This window comes from uncultured Phascolarctobacterium sp., assembly GCF_958349595.1.
Taxonomy (GTDB): Bacteria; Bacillota; Negativicutes; order Acidaminococcales; family Acidaminococcaceae; genus Phascolarctobacterium.
Genome location: NZ_CATWDQ010000005.1, coordinates 1 through 17,615 on the forward strand (window position 1 = coordinate 1; position 17,615 = coordinate 17,615).

12 protein-coding genes and 1 tRNA gene are annotated in these 17,615 nt (G+C 47.2%); 2 read left to right on the forward strand and 11 right to left on the reverse strand.

All coding sequences use genetic code 11. The features are described 5' to 3' along the window. Positions 1-89 precede the first annotated feature (89 nt). The gene (locus Q4G98_RS05505) at positions 90-686 is read right to left on the reverse strand and encodes an exonuclease domain-containing protein (protein WP_298562624.1); all 597 of its coding nucleotides are present in this window, start codon (positions 684-686) and stop codon (positions 90-92) included. Between the two features lie 175 nt (positions 687-861). Here Q4G98_RS05505 and Q4G98_RS05510 point away from each other — a divergent pair, with 175 nt between their 5' ends. Further along, a complete protein-coding gene (locus tag Q4G98_RS05510) occupies positions 862-1,761 on the forward strand; it encodes a DMT family transporter (RefSeq protein ID WP_293548390.1) in 900 nt (299 codons plus the stop codon). Positions 1,762-1,817: 56 nt separating this feature from the next. Here Q4G98_RS05510 and Q4G98_RS05515 read toward each other — a convergent pair whose 3' ends face one another. The 7 genes from Q4G98_RS05515 to Q4G98_RS05545 form a co-directional block, all read right to left on the reverse strand. Beyond that, positions 1,818-2,477: a M48 family metallopeptidase gene (locus Q4G98_RS05515; RefSeq protein ID WP_298562626.1), complete on the reverse strand. Its 660-nt coding sequence runs from the start codon at positions 2,475-2,477 to the stop codon at positions 1,818-1,820. A 38-nt stretch (positions 2,478-2,515) separates the two neighbouring features. Continuing rightward, positions 2,516-3,430 (reverse strand): ADP-ribosylglycohydrolase family protein, encoded by a 915-nt coding sequence (locus tag Q4G98_RS05520; RefSeq protein WP_298562628.1) that lies wholly within the window; start codon positions 3,428-3,430, stop codon positions 2,516-2,518. Continuing rightward, a complete protein-coding gene (locus tag Q4G98_RS05525) occupies positions 3,423-3,662 on the reverse strand; it encodes a DUF1653 domain-containing protein (protein ID WP_177560601.1) in 240 nt (79 codons plus the stop codon). Before Q4G98_RS05525 ends, Q4G98_RS05520 begins: the two co-directional genes overlap by 8 nt. 50 nt (positions 3,663-3,712) lie before the next feature. Next, positions 3,713-4,144 (reverse strand): phage tail protein, encoded by a 432-nt coding sequence (locus tag Q4G98_RS05530; protein ID WP_298562631.1) that lies wholly within the window; start codon positions 4,142-4,144, stop codon positions 3,713-3,715. A gap of 188 nt (positions 4,145-4,332) precedes the next feature. Further along, a complete protein-coding gene (locus tag Q4G98_RS05535; protein ID WP_177560599.1) occupies positions 4,333-4,590 on the reverse strand; it encodes a hypothetical protein in 258 nt (85 codons plus the stop codon). Positions 4,591-4,919: 329 nt separating this feature from the next. Further along, a tRNA-Val gene (locus Q4G98_RS05540) sits at positions 4,920-4,996 on the reverse strand. 85 nt (positions 4,997-5,081) lie between these two features. Then, positions 5,082-5,762 carry a L,D-transpeptidase gene (locus Q4G98_RS05545; RefSeq protein WP_298562633.1) on the reverse strand — a complete coding sequence of 227 codons (681 nt, stop codon included), beginning with the start codon at positions 5,760-5,762 and terminating at the stop codon, positions 5,082-5,084. A 131-nt stretch (positions 5,763-5,893) separates the two neighbouring features. On the opposite strand from Q4G98_RS05545, the gene Q4G98_RS05550 reads away from it, so the two are divergent. Beyond that, entirely contained in the window at positions 5,894-6,130 is a 237-nt protein-coding gene (locus Q4G98_RS05550; RefSeq protein ID WP_293548379.1) for a hypothetical protein, read from the forward strand. 185 nt (positions 6,131-6,315) lie between these two features. On the opposite strand, the gene Q4G98_RS05555 is transcribed toward Q4G98_RS05550, so the two are convergent. The 3 genes from Q4G98_RS05555 to Q4G98_RS05565 form a co-directional block, all read right to left on the reverse strand. Beyond that, complete coding sequence (locus tag Q4G98_RS05555; RefSeq protein ID WP_301961881.1) at positions 6,316-8,763, reverse strand: autotransporter outer membrane beta-barrel domain-containing protein; 2,448 nt, start codon at positions 8,761-8,763, stop codon at positions 6,316-6,318. Positions 8,764-9,217: 454 nt separating this feature from the next. Further along, the gene (locus tag Q4G98_RS05560) at positions 9,218-13,174 is read right to left on the reverse strand and encodes an autotransporter outer membrane beta-barrel domain-containing protein (RefSeq protein ID WP_301961882.1); all 3,957 of its coding nucleotides are present in this window, start codon (positions 13,172-13,174) and stop codon (positions 9,218-9,220) included. Between the two features lie 514 nt (positions 13,175-13,688). Then, entirely contained in the window at positions 13,689-17,600 is a 3,912-nt protein-coding gene (locus Q4G98_RS05565) for an autotransporter outer membrane beta-barrel domain-containing protein (RefSeq protein ID WP_301961883.1), read from the reverse strand. Positions 17,601-17,615: the final 15 nt, after the last annotated feature.

Here is a 17,615-nt window from a genome sequence, read left to right on the forward strand (position 1 = left end):
GATATTCTACGATACGCTTTTCTTTTTTCTGTCTATTTTCTCTACAGCACTTCAGGATCGATCCTGCAGCGAAGCTTTTTTTATATCTTTTATTTTTCCAGTTCTGCCGCAGCAGCAAAATACGCCTCCGGCGTCCAACCGCCTGCCAGCAATTTTACCAGCAGCTTGCCAGTATTAGCAGCATCGTCATAAGCAGTATGCCACAAGCCGCCCGTATCGACGTTTTGTTCTTCCGTCGCCTTCTTCAACCCGGTCGTATAACTGTCGCCCTTCATCAGCTTGTAGGCGGCCGCCAGATCAAGGTAATCCTCTTCTAAAACAGGGTTTTCCAGCTTATGCCGCCGGCTGCCTTCTGCCACTACCTTATAATCCTCATTGCCCCAGGCCACAAAATAAGTCTTGCCCGGTACATACAACGCTTTGATCTGCTCCAGCATCTCACTAAATTCGATAGCTGTCTCCATATCTTTTTCAGTGATCATACAGAAATCCATCCCCTCTTTAGCCTGCTTCGGATAAAAATGCGGATGGACAAAATTTTGGATCTTACCTGTGACTTCAAGAGAAGTTCCATCAAGCTTCACCGCGCCGATCTCAATGATTTCTGAAAAAAATCCCCGCGGCCGTCCCATTCTTTTAGTATATTGCGTAAACTCAAAGTCCGCTACAAAAAAATCCCTGCTCATCAGTCTGCCCCCAGCTACTCTAAATATTTATCCTCATTATAACACTATCTGTCATCAATGCGCTATCTGCTGAATTTTCCGAATTATAAAATTTTGCATAAATACTTAAACTTTCCTTAAAATAATGCTAAAATATAAAAGTTCTTACTTTTATAAATAACAGGGAGTGTTATAGATGCAGCAACATCAACTTAAAGGCAGCCTGATGCTGTTTTTCTGCGCCTTGATCTGGGGCTTGGCCTTCGTAGCGCAAAGCGTCGGTGCCGACCACGTAGGCGCTTTCACCTTCAACGGTATCCGTTCGCTGATCGGCGCCGCTTTTCTGATCCCCTGCGCAGCCTTTTTTGACCGTCTGGCCGGCAAGCCTTTTTCTATTTGGGGCACTGATAACAAGACCGAACGTCAGGACCTGATCACCGGCGGCATCGTCTGTGGTATCGTGCTGACGATCGCCAGTACACTGCAGCAGATCGGCATCGGCTATACCTCTGTCGGTAAAGCCGGCTTCATCACCACACTCTATATCGTTATCGTGCCCCTGTTCGGGCTCATCGTCCATAAAGCCGTTACCAGGCTGCAATGGCTCAGTGTTTTGATTGCCGCTGCCGGTATGTACTTTATCTGCATCAACGAAAATTTCAGCGTCAACTACGGCGACATGATCATTTTCGCCTGCGCCTGCTTTTTCGCGCTGCATATCATCACCATCGAACGCTTCTCCGTATTGGTAGATGGTGTGCGGATGTCGCTGCTGCAATTTGCCGTCTGCGGCATTTTGAGCCTGCCGGCCATCTTCTTTTACGAAACGCCGACCTTGGAAGCGCTTGAGGCGGCCTGGCTGCCGATCCTATATGCCGGCGTCATGTCCTGCGGTATCGCCTATACCCTGCAGATCCTCGGCCAGAAATACGTCAATGTTATTTTAGCCTCGATTATTTTAAGTATGGAATCCGTCTTTTCCGTTCTGGCGGGCTGGCTGCTGCTGGGCGAGCAGCTTTCCCTGCGCGAACTTGGCGGCTGCGGCCTGGTCTTTGTCGCTATCCTGTTAGCTCAACTGCCGCCCAAACGTCAATAAATCATTAATACGCACATAGATCAAACCCGCTTCTATAAAATTATAGAAGCGGGTTTTTATCTTAACCACTGTAAAATATACGAATGCTCATGTAAATAACGCTGCCGCACCTGATAATCCGGCAAAATGCTGGCTACACGCCGCCAAAACCGACAGCTGTGATTCATATTACCGATGTGACTCAGCTCATGCACGACCACATAATCCAAAACGGACAGCGGATAAAATACCAGCCGCCAGGAAAAATTCAAATTGCCATTCGTACTGCAAGAACCCCAACGCTTCGCCGCTGACGACAGCTTCACGTTTTTGTAAGTGATACCCATCTGCTCCGCAAAAAATTCAGTCCGTTCCTGCAAAACCAGTAAGGCTTGCCCACGCAGCCATTTTTCCAGTGCCTGCTGCGAATCCCGCTGCGGGCACAGCAGTACCGCACCATTTTCCTGCACCTCTTTCACCTCTGCCAACCGCAAAGTATATCTTTTATCCAATACAGGCAGCTGTATTCCGTCTGCCACTAAAAACTGCCGCTTTTTCTGCACAGCAGCATACTGCTGCTGCTTCTGCAGTATCCAGGCGGTTTTTTCCTGCACAAAGCCTTCTATATCGCTTAAACGTGCCTGCAGCGGTGCCCGTACGCTGCATTTTCCCTCGCTGTCGATCACGATGGCAAGCGTCCTGCGTTTACTTCTGATCAACTCATAAGCTACTGTCATTCCTGTCTCCATATCGTTCTGTAGTTTTCTTCATCACGCTAACCGCACACTCTGACTATCGCTTCCAGATTTTTCAGCCCGGCCAGCCATTCGCGCGGAATACTGTCATAGCCATAATACAAACCTGCCAGGCTGCCGGCAACAGCCGCTACCGTATCGGCATCGTCACCCAAATTTACTGCCCACAGCAGGCACTCGCGGTACGAATCCGTATTAGCCAGACACCACAACGCCGCTTCCAGCGTATCTACCACATAACCGCTGCTCTCGATCTCAGCAGCCGGCAAATCATACAAACTGCGGTCAATAATACGGCTGTAATAATGCAGCTCCCGGTTATCATCGGCATCGGCCACCTGCCGCAGCTCCTCCACAGCCTTCGCCACACCACGCATCAGCAAGGTATGCAGTTTAAAGCGTTCGCGGTGCTGAATGATCTCACCGGCAACAGTACAATATAAAAAGCAGCCCAAAGTACAGCAAATATGCGCGTGAGTCAGTGCCGACACATTCCTGATAGCTTCATAACGAGCTGCTTCCGGATGGGCCTGCAGATAAAACTCCACCGGTAAGATCCGCATCAGAGAACCATTACCGCAGTTCCATTGGTTACGAGGCGCGCAGCGTTCCAGCGGCATCCTGTTCAAATAATTCAGCAGCGCCTGCTTCGTTGTCGCGCCAACGTCAAACGCCGTTCCCTCCGGTGTCAGATACCCCTCCTGCAGCCAGCTGGCAAAACGGCGCATCAAATCATAATAATCCAGCCGCCAGTCATTTTCACGCAGGCTCGCCAACGTGCATAAAGTCAGGCTGGTATCGTCCGACCATAAGCCCTGCTGCATTGCCAGTACCGGACTGAATTTTAAACTCTCGCGGCTTTTTCCCTGTGCCGGATAGCCCAAAGCATCACCTACCGCCAGCCCCAGTATGCCGTTTAAAATATGATCAGTCATGATTTTCTTCTACCAGCTCAAAACGGTACTGCTGCTCCGCCTCGGGATACTTTTCACGATCCACCTCAGAAGCAAACATCGCATAAGGCCGTACATAATAGGCAAAATCACCATACAAGGCCTGATAAACAACGCACTGCTCACCTGTTTCCGTATGCTGCGCCACAACCAGCACTTTATAAGCCTTACCTTTAAAATGCCTGTAAACCCTGCCCGCTAAAATCTTACGCATAAAAATTACCTCATTACAATATCTAAAATTTATTATTTTCAAAGACTGTTTTAAACTTCACGATTCAGCCCTTCATGGGCCAGTTCCATACTCTCTACCGCTATTTCTTCACTGCCAGTGCTAACATCAGGACAGCTCCACTTAACAGGCCAGGCGTTAAAAATCTGCCAGCGTGCTACAGCTTTTTGGTCGTCACCCAAAAGCTCGATCATCACATTTTTCCGCTCAAGATCGCCCTTCTTAATACTTGCAAACCAATCCGTCCAATACTGCGAATCAGCCATCCCCCATTTCAGTGTCACGTTGCCAAACTTTACAAAACCCGGCATTCTCCCAGGTGCAGTGGCCTGATGATTGCCTTCCCTGTATTCAATCGGATCGACATCTATATTAGGTGCCGACACCTCTGAAAAATGCCCTACTGATTTATCATCTATCAAAACATTATAATTATATTTTTTAAAAGGGTATACTGTTGCCATTTTCACTCACTCCTTTATAATTGCTGCCCGATATCTCACCACAGCCTGCATCTATATTTTAACCTATTTCAGCGTCAGACGGCCAGCAAAATAATTATAAACTGCAAATAAAAGAAACAGTCTGCAGCAATCATCACAAGCTACAGACTGTCTCAATCACAGCGCTCAACTAATTTATATCTGTGCAGCTAGATAAAATCTAAAAGCGTTACCGGCAATAACTGCATACCAAAGGCCGGCAAAATAACCAGTAAAGCATCGGCAATCAGCAAAAGTACCGTGCTCCAAAACAACAGCTTGCTCAAAATGTGCTCTTCCCGTTCTTCTTCAGTAAGATTGCGTAAAAGAATGTTTTCGACGACAAAACTGGCGGCACCATAATACAGGCCGATCACTGCCAGGCTCATAACTACCGTACCCAACTCACCGCTGACTTTGATTCTCATAATTTACATCCCCTGTCTTTAGTATGTTTTTTATTAGCAATAAGTTTTGTCTAACAATATAACATATATTATTAGCAAAGTCACTATACAGATTTAAAATTAACTGTCCTTTTAACTCGATACCATCATCTGATAAGAAAGTCATTGCCAGCAATCTATATCTGTGTTATAATTCCAATTGATATTGATGAGCCGATATCTTTTGCTCCGCCTGGAGCACAAAGCACCTGCGTTTTCACGCAGGTGCTTTTGTATTTTAAATTTATAGACAGCATGGCAAAAAATCAACCCCATAACTTCCACAGAAGTTATGGGGTTACTCTTCAATTTGGTGGAACTAACTGGACTCGAACCAGTGACCCCCTCGATGTCAACGAGGTACTCTAACCAACTGAGCTATAGTTCCGCAACGATGTTATTTTAGCGCAGAATCGCCTTTTTGTCAAGCTATAGCAGTATAAAAGCCATTATATGCTGAATTTTACGGCAATTTATTCTCTGATCGTGACTTTACTGCCAACCTGAACATAAGGCAGAAGCTCCAGCAGCTCGTCATTCCTCATTCTCACGCAGCCTTCCGAGGCCATCGTACCGATAGATTCCGGCGCGTGTGTGCCATGGATGCCGATGCCGTCCCAGCCTGTTACCAGCGAAATAAATTTAGGCCCGTAAGCGCCTTTGATCTCGCCCTTGCCGTCACCGAAATCATGCGTCCAATACGACGCATCTAAGATCTCGTCCACCTCAAATTTACCTGTCGGCGTAGTCATATCGCCGGCACGCTGCTTTTGCCCAGGCTTAGCACCAACGGCAACGCCCCACTGCTTAACAACTTCGTTATCTTTCAGCACATACAGCTTGTAATCACTTTTATCTATCAATATCGTATAGACCGTTTTAGCCGCTGCCGGCTGCTTCTGTTCTTCCTTCGCCGGTTCTGAAGCAGGTTTTTCAGGCTTTACCTCCTGCTTTGGCTGCTCAGTCGGCGTCGCAGTCTGTGTCTGCATAGTTTGCTGCGTCGCCTGCCGCTCTTTGCTGAGCCCTTCCAAATACCACAAAGCACCCGATACCAGTACGCCGATCAAAATTATTACAGCAGCGATCTGTTTCTGTTGACGGCGTCTGCGTCTGGCACTTTCTTCTTTGAACTGATCTCTATACGATTTACTCACAGTAACATCCCCTTTATGTGTTTATGGTATAACCGTTGCCTATTTTTGTCAATCGCCGCAAAAACATTTACCGGCCGTTATATCCGTGCTAAAATATACATAACGATCAACAACTGATGACGGAGGGCTGTATGGAAAATATCATGACAAACTTTAAGCTGCCTGCCGCTGCCGGCTTCGTACCCCTGCTTCTGGACGACGGCCACGGCGACTACAACCGCAGCTATGAGCAATATGAACATAACGACATAGATTATGCAGATTATTCGACCGACCACCGCGATAATAATTATCGTAACTTTGAAAAAAAGAAACGTAAAAAAACAGACAAAGAAATCGTAGCCGATATTTTGAAACGCTGGGATTAAGTAACGCAAAACCACTCAACTATGCAGTTGAGTGGTTTTTATATTTACAGCTTCCAGCCTATAAGCAAATTCCTAAATTGTGTGCAGAAACAGCTGCTTTTACCTTGCTGTTTCTGCACCTGACAGCAGTCACGACATTTTACCTTTATACATTGCTAATATTCCCCTATAACAATGTAAGCCAGTTAAAATGTCCAGCGTGCGCCGACGTTCCACTGCCAATCCTTAGTAAAGTCGCTGCCGGAGCTGCGCTCCACATCCAGATAAATATGACTTGTCTTGCCGGTAGCAAATGCCGCGCCGATACCATATTCAAACCAGGTATCGTTAAAAGTATCACCAGTCTTCACACTGTCAGTGCCGTCATGCATCGTCACATCATAACCGCCGCCAAACTCGTGCAGCAGATTTGCTTTCGCATAAACGATCCCCTTACTGCCAACCTCTTTACCGATATTGAAACCAATGCGTCCGACAGCACTCTTGATCCCGCTTTGGTCGACCTGGATGCCATTGCTGGTAGTATAGCTATCGCCGCCCAGATAGCCTAAAGTAAACTGCGCCTGCGGCTCGATGTACCAGCCATTTTGCAACGCATTTTTGCGGCCATACTCAGCGCTCAGCGACACACCTGTATTGTTAAAGTCGCCGGTGATCTTGTTATTTCTGGTATCGTAGACCGTAAAATCGTTATCCATATTGCTCACTTTAAAAACTACATCCAGATAATGACCTTTACTGCCTATTTCCGTATTATAGAAGCTGATCGCCTTGCTGCTGTTATCGCCGCTGCCGCGATTATAGCTGCTGTCACCGTCCACATAACTGATCGCAGCACCCTGATAACGCACCTTATCTTCGGTACGCTTAGTCACCGCATCATACCCCAGCTCATAGGCAGTATACTTGTTCTCAAAACTGAATTTACCATCGCGGCCGATCTTCGACCCACGCAGTCTGAACCAGGCCCCCTGCGTTTCTTCACCGTTATGCCGCAGTTCACCCATTCGCTGCAGCAGCTTGTCGTTCTCGCTGCGCCAGGTATGGTAGTTCAAAGCATTTGCCGACAGGATCGTATCCGTACTGGTAGTAGGATTACCGATATTCGTTACCTGCTTCAAATACCAGTCCTTGGTATAATTACCGCTGGTATCAGCAGTATCCTGATGATCCAGTTCATAACGCTTCCAGTACAGCGTGCCTTCGCCGTCCACCGCGGCAAAGCTGCCGTTATGATTGTTGACAGTTGCCAAAACCGTACCGACCCCCTCTGCCCCAAGCGGCTGATAACCGTTGACTTCATACAGATCAATGTACTGCGTCCCTGTCAGAGTATCGGTCACATATAGCTTATCACTGTTCAAAACATTCTGGCTGGCATCGATATCCATTTTGATAACACCATTATTGCCGCTGAGATTCTCGACCGTTAAGGTATGGAAAGTATTCCCGTCCTGCGTCATATCAACGATCGAATTATCATTGACCAGATGCTGCAGATTAGAATCCCCTGTCATATTCCACAGAGAATGCTCCGTCAGACTGAGATTGGTTTCAGCCGTACTGTCGGTTCTGATCCAGCCTTCAAGCAGCGAAGCCCCTTTGGCAGCAAGATCTATTTTCCCGCCGCTTTGGTTGAGTATCTTGCCATAAATGCTGTATCTGCCTTCATTGCCGGTCACAACGCCGTTATCACTGTTATAAATCGCATATCCCATTTCGCTGCCCTGCCTGGCAACGATCTCTCCACCGTTTAAAACCGCATCACTGCCCGTCCCCCGCACTACCAGCCCATAAGCCCCATTTGCTGCATCTTCGCCAGTAACGTGCAGCTTTAAACCATTACCTAAATTCAAATGACCGGTATTAAAGACGAAAGCGCCTACCGCTGAACCGTTTTTGCTCTCGACAGTAATTTCTGCATCGTCACCAATAGTAAGCTGCGCATCATGAAAGCCAACCTCGACTCCTCTGGTTTCCTTTTCGCCCGAAACAAACATCTTCATTTTGTCGCCAACAGTTATCCTGGCATCATCATAAGAATCAATGCCATAGGTCCAACCGTCACCGGCGTTGATAACATTCAGCTCAAACCTGTCACCGACTTCGATACGGCCCGGCCCCAGCGTAGCATTATCGCCTGCATATAATCCCTTCATCGTATAATAGGGATTATTGGGATCGATATTGCTGACATTACCGGAAACGGTGATCTTGGAACTGTCCCCCAGCTTAATAACGCCAGCCGCATAGGTTTTTACACCGTAAACATCCATATTATGTACGATACCCGGATCATCAGTAAAATTCAGTTCTATCTGCTTGAGATCGACTGTACCATTATATCCAAAAATCCCATTAGAACTACTGTTGTTAATAGCACCGGTAAAGCCTGTAATATCCAGCTTCACAGCTCCGCTATTGTAAATAAAATCGCTGTTGCTGACAGAAATGCCCTTATCACGATGGTTGATATTACTTGAATCAATAGACGCAATACCCCCAACCGCCTCTAAAGCACTTACTGTAGAAAAAGGCATATCTATGCCTTCTGCCGCCCATACTGCCTGCTGACAGGTCACAGCCAGCAAACCAGCCAGAACAGACTGTCTGATCAATTTTTTCTTTTTCATGTTAAGCACCCTCTCGCAACAAATATTCCCCTGGAAGATTTGTTTTGTTATTTTATATTCCCTTTGCCAATAATACAACAAATAAATTATAATAGCAAGTTATTTTATAAATATAAATTTTTATACTTTTATACAACAAATAGTTAATATAATGAACACTTTATAATACCCCCTATGTTATAATTCATATTTATTTCAATCAATTACAAAATAATTGTGTATTATATTTTTTCTTTTTTTCTCTGACCTCAAAAAAATTAGAGAAAAATTTACAAATACTCTTGCTGCACTTCTTAAATATGATTTTTGACCCGCTATAACTAAAACATTCCCTATCTTCATAAGAAAAACACCTGGTTTAAAACCAGGTGTTTAGGGGAATATTTTCAAACAGGGTAGAGGGTTTCTGACCCCTGTTGAAAAACAAAAGGAAAAAAAGGGAAACGGCGCTCATTTAAAACTCAAAACGTACGCCGGCGTTGATCTGCCATTTTTTTTGAATATCAGCGCCAAAGCTGCGCTCGATATCGCCATAGAAATGGCTGCTGTTACCTAATTTGACATTAGTTCCCAGCCCCAGCTCAAACCAGGTATCGCCATAATCACGACTGTCACTCAAGGTCTCGCCGTTAGCGGCACGCATATAAATATCGCGGTCACCGCCAAACTCATGCAGCAGATTAGCCTTGAAATACACATCATTGTTCTCCGACGTTTTCTGACCCAGCACAAAGCCTAAACGGCCGATGTAGCTGTTGACCCCGCCCATATAAACATGGTTGCCTCGGTCTGTCGTATAGCTGCTGCTGCTCAAACGGCCCATGATAAACTGCGCCTGCGGCTCGATAAAGACGCCGCGTTCTTTGCTCAGCTCTATCGTTTTGCCATATTCGATGCTCAAACTGTAAGCGTGATTTTTATTATTTGCTTTATCAGGATAATCACCATAAGAACTGATATCTGTATCAAACAAGCCTGCTTTGGCAACTACATCGGTATAGTTACCGTGCTCGCCATACCAGGTGCCATACAGGCTGCCGGCAAACAGCTTGTCCTTACCGCTGCCCAGGCTGTAATCAGCACGCCCTGTGCCTCTTTCCAAAGCAAAACCATAGGTGCTTTTGGCATTATCTGCTTTATCATAGCCCAGCTGGTACATATTATAATGGCTGTCAAAACTACCGCTGCCAAACTTGCCGCCGGTATAACGGGCCCACAAGCCGTCGCCGTCAGTCTGGTTGCTGCGGTGACGCAAGTCGCCCAGACGTTTGCGCAGGGTATCATTGCTGTTACGCCACAAAGCATAACTGTTATCGCCTGCATCCAGCAAAACACTGGTATCATTATTGATTTTTTTCGCAATCTTCGTCAAATACCACTCGTTGACTGTACCCACAGGATTACCGTTAGCATCTAAAGCCGCCAGACCGTTTTCGATCGTCGGCGTCACATCCCACAAACCGCCGGCATTAAGCTCCTTACCTACAAACTGTGCCGCCTGCTCGGCACTGTTGTCCGTTACCAGCAGCAGGTTTTTCACACCTGTCACCTCACCCAGACCGTTCGTCAAGCTGGCGTCTTTAACCTGGATATAAGTTACACCGGCAGTAGTTTTTGTGCCGATAGTGATCTTATCGCCGTCAGTTTCGCTGCCCAGATCCGTATCCATGATAAAATTGCCGCCGTCGCCCTGATACTCAGCCACAGCCAAAGTATCGGCGCCCTGCGTCATATCTATCGTCGCATCATTATCATTCACCAGCTTCGTCGCCACACTGTCGCCTGTCATATTCCACAGCGAACCATTGTCAAAAGACAAACTGGTCGTCCTGTCAGTATTGTTGGCCCCCAAACTGGCGCCGGTCAGGAACGAAGACGCATTTTTAAAGCTGATGTCGATAGACGCACCGTTATTAAGCATAGCCGCATCATCAAAATGCTTGACATCGCCCACCAGCTGCACCTTTTTCCCTGCATCTGGATCAATAGTGATCGAACTGGTGTAGGCATATGTATTATCCTTGCTGTCAATTGTCGCTACAGCAGTTCCCTTATTGGTATTGACGATCACATCGCCGTTATATACAGCATCGCTGGGTTGATAGCTTGATACCAGCAACCCGATACCACCCTCGCTGATGATATTGACATTCACATTACCGCTGGCCTGTACCGCACCGGAAATTCCGATAGCGCCGTTATAGCCGGAAGCATTAACTGCACAGCCGTTGATCGTCACATTAGTCTGCGACCCTTCCCGCAAAACGATCGGAATATAGTTGCTCCAACTTAAAATTCCTACCATGCCTTTTTGCTGCTCGTTGCCGTTGCCGACCGTAGCATTAGGCGCGATCACCGCCACATTCAGCACTGCGTTTTTACCCAGGTCCAGGCCTTCGCGCAGACCATCCAACATCTCTACACTGTTGCTGCCAGTACTGACCACGCTCACATTGGTAACAGAATTATCAGCAATAGTAGCCTTACCGCGGATAGCTCCCGCCCAGCGTAAACCATTGCCATTCTGGTCATAAACATGGATATTATTGACCGCTCCGTTAAGATTGATATGGCTGCCCTGCAGCGCATAATTATTACCGTTGTTCGCTCCATATAAAGTAACATTAGTATCGCCGTCCACATCAAGCGAACCATTCACGCAGTAAATATTGCCCGGCCCGCCGGTAACAGACATATTCAGATCGCCTTTGACAGATGTAGCACCGCTGATACCATAAACCCCGGAACCACTGTCACTGACAACAACCATATTTACATCACCATCAACTGTAGTACTGCCCATGATCCCATATGTAGCGCCATGAGAATTTACCGACATATTCAAATCCCCGGCAACCGTAGTATTACCATTGATGCCGGTAACATTTTTCTCGCCGCTCAATATCGCATTCACATCACCGGCAACTGTGGCCGTACCGTTAACACCCACGACATCACCGGTATTGCCCTTGATATCCAGTCCCAGATCACCGTCGATATCAGCCTTATAGCTGCCGACATTGATACCGGTAGTCTTATCCGTGCCCTTGGTATTATCCAGGATCACCGTTGTATTCTTAGCTGCAAAATCAATATACGGGTTCGATATTCCATGCATACCTGCCGTAGAACCGCCACCGCTATCCTTTTTCGTCAGCTTGACTGTAACATTCTCCAGCCCCATCTGATTGGCAGTCTGGTTTTCAATACCAAACATAAAACTTTTGCCAGTACCATCGATCACGATGTCCCCAGCGCTGAAAGTACTGCCCACCTTGTTAGTTATACCAATGATATTACCATTATTGTCGGCCTTGATATTGATCGAGCCTGCTTTAAAATCAGAAGCATTCGTACTATCCAGACCATTTTGGATACCATAGACCTCGCTGCCGTTACCCTGCAGCTCCATCGTGATATCAGCAGCTTCAAAAGACGATACCTTACCGGAAACGCTGCTGATATTGGCGATCCCCACGACCTGCCCGCCGGTGCTGGACGCAGTGATATCAAGATTTTTAAGGTTATAGCTGCCGCCGGCATAATTATAAATACCAAAAGCTTCACTGCTGCCGCTGCTGCTGGCTGCTATTTTCACATCCTGCATCACCACGGCACCGTCGCCACGGTTTTGGACACCGGCAACACGGCCGCCATTAGCACTGTTGCTCACAGTAATATCAACCGTATCATTAGCAGTATAACTACCGCTCTGCTCTACAGCAATGCCTGCATCATACTCACCCGCACTGCTGCCGCCATTGATCGTCATCTTTACTGCACCGGTCTCTACATGACCGGCATCCCCTGCCTCGCCAAGATGCGTATCGACAGCAATGCCATAAGCAGCTCCGCTGCCGCCGGCAGTTCCGGCAGTGATGTCCATTATCAGCGGATTACTGACGATGATCTGACCATTTTTATAAACACGCAGACCGCTGTTATGACTGCCGTTGCTGACAGTGATATCAACAGCCGACGAATCGATCCTGATCACCGAATCCGTCCCTGCTACGATGCCATGATTATCAAACGTTGTATGAGTAGCGGCATTATTGACCGACAACGTCGTATCGGCTGCAAAATTGATCTCCGCACCGTTATAAGCGCCAATACCGTGGGCATCCAAACCAGTGTTATAGCTGCTGCCGATATTGACCCCAAAAGCACCGCCGCTGACATTCATCACTACACCGGTTCCATTACCGCTCACAGCCGCATCAGCCGGAGCCAGATAACCAGGTCCATAACCGGCAAAAGCAAGCCCCTTCACATCTGTTACTGTCTGCGCACCGACAGCATATGCCCCTGCCGTATCATGGTACACAGCTGCTGCGGTCCCCACGCCGCCGCTAAATGCCGTTAATACCAAACTCATTGCAATAGCCTTTTCCAATTCTTTTCTTTGCATCCTGTTCAACCCTTTCTCCTTTTATTTTAAAAGACCATTAAAGCTGTCGGTGATAATCCTGCTGTAAGTATAGAAATCACCATTCAGCTTGCCATGTTCCCCTCATGGTCAGGCCACTCTTATTCCGACTGTGACAAACCTGCGCCTAATTTTCCACAGTGCCAAAAATAAATTTCCAGCCAAAATCAAAGCCTGCCTGATTTTTAACTTTCATTTTATTTGCAAAAGATAAAAAACTTTTAATCAAGTAATTTATATTTTCCTAAAATTAAAAGTTAAACCAGAAGAATTTTACGTATTATATCACACTTGTCCCCCCCCGCAAGACATTATTGTTCGAGTTTAAATTTTTTTTTTCGATGGTCTTGCAACCGGGAACCTTTTATGACTCTTCTCTGTACACATAAAAGTAAAAAACCCGGCCATTAGACCGGGCTTTTTAAGGGAATATTTTCAAACAGGGCAAGGGTTGCTATACCCTGTTGAAAAACAAAAGGAAAAACACAGTGCTCACTTAAAACTCAAACCGTACACCGGCATTGATCTGCCATTTTTTCTGGATATCGGCGCCAAAGCTGCGTTCAATATCACCATAGAAATGGCTGCTGTTACCTAATTTGACATTAGTTCCCAGCCCCAGCTCAAACCAGGTATCGCCATAATCACGACTGTCACTCAAGGTCTCGCCGTTAGCGGCACGCATATAAATATCGCGGTCACCGCCAAACTCATGCAGCAGATTAGCCTTGAAATACACATCATTGTTCTCCGACGTTTTCTGACCCAGCACAAAGCCTAAACGGCCGATGTAGCTGTTGACCCCGCCCATATAAACATGGTTGCCTCGGTCTGTCGTATAGCTGCTGCTGCTCAAACGGCCCATGATAAACTGCGCCTGCGGCTCGATAAAGACGCCGCGTTCTTTGCTCAGCTCTATCGTTTTGCCATATTCGATGCTCAAACTGTAAGCGTGATTTTTATTATTTGCTTTATCAGGATAATCACCATAAGAACTGATATCTGTATCAAACAAGCCTGCTTTGGCAACTACATCGGTATAGTTACCGTGCTCGCCATACCAGGTGCCATACAGGCTGCCGGCAAACAGCTTGTCCTTACCGCTGCCCAGGCTGTAATCAGCACGCCCTGTGCCTCTTTCCAAAGCAAAACCATAGGTGCTTTTGGCATTATCTGCTTTATCATAGCCCAGCTGGTACATATTATAATGGCTGTCAAAACTACCGCTGCCAAACTTGCCGCCGGTATAACGGGCCCACAAGCCGTCGCCGTCAGTCTGGTTGCTGCGGTGACGCAAGTCGCCCAGACGTTTGCGCAGGGTATCATTGCTGTTACGCCACAAAGCATAACTGTTATCGCCTGCATCCAGCAAAACACTGGTATCATTATTGATTTTTTTCGCAATCTTCGTCAAATACCACTCGTTGACTGTACCCACAGGATTACCGTTAGCATCTAAAGCCGCCAGACCGTTTTCGATCGTCGGCGTCACATCCCACAAACCGCCGGCATTAAGCTCCTTACCTACAAACTGTGCCGCCTGCTCGGCACTGTTGTCCGTTACCAGCAGCAGGTTTTTCACACCTGTCACCTCACCCAGACCGTTCGTCAAGCTGGCGTCTTTAACCTGGATATAAGTTACACCGGCAGTAGTTTTTGTGCCGATAGTGATCTTATCGCCGTCAGTTTCGCTGCCCAGATCCGTATCCATGATAAAATTACCGTCGTCGCCCTGATACTCTGCTACCGCCAAAGTATCGGCGCCCTGCGTCATATCTATAGTAGCATCATTATTATTCACCAGCTTCGTCGCCACACTGTCGCCTGTCATATTCCACAGTGAACCATTGTCAAAAGACAGACTGGTCGTCCTGTCAGTATTGTTGGCTCCCAAACTGGCGCCGGTCAGGAACGAAGCCGCATTTTTAAAGCTGATATCGATCGAAGACCCTTTCGTTAAATCACTGCTGCCGCTAATATCCCGAAAATGCTTGACATCTCCTGTCAACTGTACTTTTTTACCAGTTGCCGGATCGATCGTAATAGACGCATTCCAATTAGCATTGCCATTTCCTACAGTACCAACAGCAGTCCCCTTATTAGTAGTGACGATCACATCGCCTGTATATTCAGCAATTTCGTCAACAGCGCGCGCCCGCAAGCCAATGCCGTCCTCGCTTTGGACAACAACATTTACATCACCTGCAGCCTTGATAGAACCGCTGATACCAACCGTACCGGCAATACCCGAAGCATTGACGGCACTGCCCTTTACATTCACATTGATTTGTGAACCTGCTTGTGAGACCGACTCCGTTGCTCTGACATTGGTCAGAAGCAGGCCAAAAGTACCGTCAGAATTACCGGCGCCTAAACTTTGCTGGCCGCTGGTTTCTACTGCAACATTCAAAACAGCGTTCGCCCCTAAATTGAAGCCCTTATCATCGCGGTCATAAATACCCTGGGTCTGATAAAATGCAGTTTCGCTGTTTTTGAGACTGATATTGGTTACCGAATTATCAGCCAGCTTCACACCGCTGTACAAACCTTCCATAAACTGGCTCCTGCCATCAACATTAATATTATTGTTAAGGCCGCCAATATCAATATGAGTCGCCACAGTCACGTTGCCCAATACAGCAGCCATCCTGATCGGCGCATACGTATCATGAATATTGACATTCAAATTTCCATCTACTTTGATAGCGCCGGTAGTTGAAATGCCGCCTACAGAACCATTGGCAGTGGTTATATCCATATTCACATCACCGCCGATCGTGACAGCGCCGCTGCCGGCAAGGATACCGTAAGTATTATTCTTACCATCGAGCTTCATATTTACATTACCATCAACAGCAGCCGCGCCATTAATGCCGGTAACATTACCACCACCGCTCAATATCGCGTTCACGTCGCCGGTAACCTCAGCTGTACCGTTAACACCCACGACATCGCCGGTATTGCCCTTGATATCCAGTCCCAGATCACCGTCGATATCAGCCTTATAGCTGCCGACATTGATACCGGTAGTCTTATCCGTGCCCTTGGTATTATCCAGGATCACCGTTGTATTCTTAGCTGCAAAATCAATATACGGGTTCGATATTCCATGCATACCTGCCGTAGAACCGCCACCGCTATCCTTTTTCGTCAGCTTGACTGTAACATTCTCCAGCCCCATCTGATTGGCAGTCTGGTTTTCAATACCAAACATAAAACTTTTGCCAGTACCATCGATCACGATGTCCCCAGCGCTGAAAGTACTGCCCACCTTGTTAGTTATACCAATGATATTACCATTATTGTCGGCCTTGATATTGATCGAGCCTGCTTTAAAATCAGAAGCATTCGTACTATCCAGACCATTTTGGATACCATAGACCTCGCTGCCGTTACCCTGCAGCTCCATCGTGATATCAGCAGCTTCAAAAGACGATACCTTACCGGAAACGCTGCTGATATTGGCGATCCCCACGACCTGCCCGCCGGTGCTGGACGCAGTGATATCAAGATTTTTAAGGTTATAGCTGCCGCCGGCATAATTATAAATACCAAAAGCTTCACTGCTGCCGCTGCTGCTGGCTGCTATTTTCACATCCTGCATCACCACGGCACCGTCGCCACGGTTTTGGACACCGGCAACACGGCCGCCATTAGCACTGTTGCTCACAGTAATATCAACCGTATCATTAGCAGTATAACTACCGCTCTGCTCTACAGCAATGCCTGCATCATACTCACCCGCACTGCTGCCGCCATTGATCGTCATCTTTACTGCACCGGTCTCTACATGACCGGCATCCCCTGCCTCGCCAAGATGCGTATCGACAGCAATGCCATAAGCAGCTCCGCTGCCGCCGGCAGTTCCGGCAGTGATGTCCATTATCAGCGGATTACTGACGATGATCTGACCATTTTTATAAACACGCAGACCGCTGTTATGACTGCCGTTGCTGACAGTGATATCAACAGCCGACGAATCGATCCTGATCACCGAATCCGTCCCTGCTACGATGCCATGATTATCAAACGTTGTATGAGTAGCGGCATTATTGACCGACAACGTCGTATCGGCTGCAAAATTGATCTCCGCACCGTTATAAGCGCCAATACCGTGGGCATCCAAACCAGTGTTATAGCTGCTGCCGATATTGACCCCAAAAGCACCGCCGCTGACATTCATTACTACACCGGCGCCATTACCGCTGACAGCCGCATCAGCCGTTGCCAGATAACCAGGCATATAACCGGGAAAAGCGTTATTCTTTACATCAGTAACAGTCTGCGCGCCCACATTATACGTTCCCGCAGAATCATGGTACACAGCTGCCGCGGTCCCCACGCCGCCGCTAAACGCTGTTAATACCAAACTCATTGCAATAGCCTTTTCCAACTCTTTTCTTTGCATCCTGTTCAACCCTCT